This is a genomic window from Candidatus Cloacimonadota bacterium (genome assembly GCA_011372345.1).
In the GTDB taxonomy this organism is placed as follows: domain Bacteria; phylum Cloacimonadota; class Cloacimonadia; order Cloacimonadales; family TCS61; genus DRTC01.
In genome coordinates, this window is record DRTC01000558.1 from 1 (window position 1) to 3837 (window position 3837).

Sequence of the window (3837 nt, forward strand, 5' to 3'; positions counted from 1 at the left end):
CCACAATACTATGTTTAGCACTGATCTGGACTGAATCTGCAATGATTGAATCTGCTGTCAAGTGGGAAACCACAAATTTTTCATATTAGCAAAAATAATAGTTCAAAGATTTGCATGGATATAAAAAAAATTATCGTCATTTTTCTTTGTCACCCAAAGAAAAACAGAAGCAAAAAGAAATTTTCCCGTATATTAGACTTTTGATTTGTTATCCTCGTCAGAACGAAAATTGATAAACTCGCGATCCTACAGATAACTCAAGCAGTATCAAACGTTCTTCCTACGGCACAAATACTCAAAAGCCATATGAAGGAGACAATATTTAAAAAGCTCCCATGCATTTCTGCATGGGAACTAGTTAGTTATATCTAATGAATTAGTGCTGAAACACACTGCGACTTGTTTTATAATTCATTGTCCTTTGTTTCTATAAACCATTACAAAAGTCCAGCAAAGCAAGAAGCCCAATACAAAATTCGCAGGGATTTGCTATTTTTTCTCATTCCCAAACAGGAGTTTAGGAATGAGATATTATGGAAGATTGGTATTTAACAGAACCATTGCGAAGGTCGAGAAAAGCAAGATGTTCGATAACCATTGGTTAGCAGAAAGAGTTCCAGCATCGTTTGTAACCAAGCCGATACATAATTCACAAGGTTTTTGTCTTTTGCGTTTTAGCGTACTTTGCGGCAAATCTAATTCTCCTTTACCCAGTTTATCAAACCTTTCTTCTCGAAGATCGCCATCAATTCTTTTGGAAGTGGAGCAAATTTAAATTCATTTTCGTTAATCCTCACGAATCCATTTTCCAAACTAACTTCAACTTTGTCACCTTGGTTGTATGCATCTACAACTTCCGGTAATACAATAATTGGAAGACCTTGATTTACTGATGAGCGGTAGAAAATACGATTAACAGATTTAACAATAACTGCTTTTACTCCGGCGTGAGCCAACCCAACAGCAGGATGTTCTCGAGAGCTGCCGCAGCCGAAGTTTTCTCCAGCGATAACTACATCACCAGCTTGCACTTTTTTTGTGAAATTTTCATCGAAATCTACAAACAGATATGGCATGATAGCCTCAGGATCGGAGCTAAGAACTTGATATGTGAGATTTCCGGCAAACATCTGGTCAGTATTCAGATTATCTACATCAGCGTAATTCCAAGTTGTTTCTGCTCTTCTATTGTCATCTGGCTGGATATCCACGGTTGTGCTTTGTGCTTTTGGATATGGATATTTATCTGCAAAAGCTTTTCCACGCGGATCTGTGATCTCTCCGGTGATTGCACTGTAAGCTACGCAGGCAGGAGAAGCCAGATATATCTGAGCTTCTTTGTTTCCCATGCGGCCTTTGAAATTACGATTAGCAGTGGAAATTACAGTGTAACCATCAGCAGGAATTCCTTGTCCTGTTCCCAGACATGGTCCGCAGGAAACTGCCAGTACACTGGCGCCTGCGTTCATGAGTTTGGTGGTTAAACCTTCTTCGATCATTTGCAGATAAATTTCTTTGGAAGCTGGAATCACCAAAAGTTGGAAACCGTAGGCAACCTTCTTTCCATCCAGAATTTCTGCAGCGATGCGGATATCTTCCAAACGTCCATTTGTACAGGTTCCAATGAGTCCCTGATTCAGCTTTGTTCCCTGAACTTCGGAAACAGCTTTCACGTTATCCACATGATGAGGAGCTGCTACAAGCGGAAATATCTCATTTAAATTGATCTCAATTTCTCGTTCATATTTTGCATCTGCATCAGCCCAAATACCGTTCACAATTTTTTCTCCAAGAAAATCTTCCAGAACTTCATCAGGTGGAAAAACTGCATTTTTAGCACCCATTTCCGAAGCAAGATTAGTAAGAGTCATTCTTTGCGAAATGGAGAGGGTTTTCACACCTTCACCATGAAACTCAATGCTCATATAATTTGCTCCAGCAGAACCGATCATACCGATGATCCAAAGCGAAATGTCTTTAGCATAAACTCCGGGCTGAAGTTTCCCATTTAGAGTGATCTTCATTGATTCGGGAACACGGAACCAAGTTTCTCCTCGCTTCCAAATTCCTGCAGATTCAGTTCTATCGATTCCAGCAGCAAGAGCATTGAAAGCACCGGCTGTACAAGTATGACTGTCACTTCCCACAATGATCATGGCAGGTTTTGCATGATAGCTCATCATTTGATGACAGATTCCTTCTCCTACATCGTGGAATTTCTTAATTCCCTGATTTTTTACAAAATCACGGATCGTTTGATACTGATTCGCCAGTTTGGCATTTGTTGGTGGCGCATTGTGATCGAGAACAACCAGAAGCTGATCAGGATCGGCAACTTTTACACCGCCCATTTTATTGAACGTATTCTTGATACTGGCAGTATTATCGTGTGTTAGAACAATATCCGGTTTACGAAAAACTATAGCACCAGTTTCTGCACCCAGTATTTTTTCTACAAAAGTCTTTCCGTTCATCTAAGAACCTCCTAAAATATTATTTGACAAAAAATTATTATTATTATTATCGGAACCAATCCAGTTATCTGGAGGTGGATGGCGAAAGCCATTGCCCCCGCAAGGGGGTTTCTTATGGCAATTTTTTCATACCATATCCAAAAAGTTTATTACCTTTTTTGTAATACTTAGATTGAATTACTTCAATAATTTTATCCCCAAAAACTTCTTTTGTCTTTTTCTGAAAATCTAAGTGCAACAGAAACTGTCTTCTGGATGGATGCGCAATGAGATCAGCCAACTGCAATCCATCGATATTAGCAATTTTAGGTTTAACTTTTATTTGTTTTGAAGTAAGATATTTATGGAATTTTAAGGATTCAATATATTCAGTTCCGTTATGATACAAGTGCGAAAATGATTTTTTTAGTCGGATGTCTTCTTTCCCTCCACGGGATTCAATTAGAACATCACCTTGGACATTATTATCCTCTAAATGGAATAGATACCTTTCCATTAGAATAGCTAAACAATAATGATAAGGATCATATTTCCAAATCTGATAAATTTCTTTATGTTCTTTTTTATCAATTAAGATAGTAATTATTTTGTAATTCCATTTAGATAATTTTTCTAAAATGGTTTTATTAAAAAGTTGTTCTATCTCAGGATCGCGAAGTTTTTCGAAAGGATGTTTCTTGTTAACAATTTCTTTTCGATGAAAAATTATCGGATCATCCGGATGTTGACCAAGAATATTGTTTTTAATCTCTTCCATTTCAGGATGCAAAACTTCTCTGACATAATTCAAAGAAATAATCACGCCCGTTAATGTAAGAAAACGATGATTGAGATTAGCTGAACTGTTCAGATCAGAATTCCCTGTTTCATCTATGTATATCCTATATTTATTCATTTGTTTATTCCGTCAATTTCAAATTCCTCATTTCAAATTTCAAATTAACTAAGCAATCCATCTCTCAGATAAATTTCCATCTGAACATCAAAGAATTTACTGATCTCAACTTTCTTGCCATTTTCCAGATTTTCAATTATGCCATTTTCAATATCGATTTTCACTTTATCTCTTTGGTTGAGCTGCAGCTCATCAATATTAGTATAAGTTAAAATTGGAAAGGCAGCATTAATGGCATTTCGCTCATAAATTGCTCCGAAGGATTCAGCCAAAATTAGTTGAACACCAAGCGATTTAAAACAATCTACAGCTTGCTGACGCGAACTTCCGGCACCAAAATTCTTTCCTGTGATAACGATATCACCGGATTCTGCCTTTGCGGAAAAGTCTTTCCAACCTTCCAGATTATCGAATGTATATTGTCCCATTTCATTGATGTCAGTGATAGTAAGATAACGATTATGGAAG

3 protein-coding genes are annotated in these 3837 nt (G+C 37.2%); all 3 read right to left on the minus strand.

What is annotated here, in order from left to right; translation table 11 throughout:
• Window positions 1-695: 695 nt before the first annotated feature.
• Window positions 696-2474, minus strand: a complete 1779-nt coding sequence (locus tag ENL20_10700; GenBank protein HHE39023.1) for a homoaconitate hydratase family protein — start codon at window positions 2472-2474, stop codon at window positions 696-698.
• 112 nt (window positions 2475-2586) lie between these two features.
• Entirely contained in the window at window positions 2587-3369 is a 783-nt protein-coding gene (locus tag ENL20_10705) for a DUF3800 domain-containing protein (GenBank protein ID HHE39024.1), read from the minus strand.
• A 44-nt stretch (window positions 3370-3413) separates the two neighbouring features.
• On the minus strand, window positions 3414-3837 hold a 424-nt coding region (locus ENL20_10710), incomplete at its 5' end, for a homoaconitate hydratase (GenBank protein HHE39025.1).

Coding starts and splice junctions, on each gene's coding strand:
- ENL20_10700 (HHE39023.1), bottom strand. CDS start 2,474: ATGAACGGAAAGACTTTTGTAGAAAAAATACTGGGTGCAGAAACTGGT.
- ENL20_10705 (HHE39024.1), bottom strand. CDS start 3,369: ATGAATAAATATAGGATATACATAGATGAAACAGGGAATTCTGATCTG.